The organism is Micromonospora sp. AMSO31t, assembly GCF_008868175.1.
GTDB lineage: Bacteria > Actinomycetota > Actinomycetes > Mycobacteriales > Micromonosporaceae > Micromonospora.
This window is the reverse complement of the sequence record NZ_WBKT01000364.1, coordinates 1-300: the sequence shown is the minus strand read 5'-3', so window position 1 is coordinate 300 and position 300 is coordinate 1. Positions and strand designations below refer to the sequence as shown.

General features: G+C 61.7%; 1 pseudogene. It reads left to right on the top strand.

Annotated features, from left to right (window positions below):
• Positions 1-300: pseudogene (locus F8274_RS30965) on the top strand (hypothetical protein); the annotation flags it as partial.

The window sequence follows — 300 nt, the reverse complement described above, 5'->3', positions numbered from 1 at the left end:
GAACAACCACGCCCGCCAGGACGGCGGCGGCATCTTCAACCGCGGCGTGCTCAAGGTCGAGGAATCCCACATCGACGACAACACCGCCGGCGGCAACGGCGGCGGCATCGCCAACGGCAACGGCAACAACGACAAGAACAACCACGACCCGCACAACTACGGCCAGAACAACAACGGCCAGAACAACTACGGCCAGAACAGCTACGACAGCAACAGCTACGACAAGAACAAGGACAAGGACAAGGACTTCAAGCACGACGACGAGGCCGGCACCGTCGAGATCCTCGGCTCCGTCAAGGG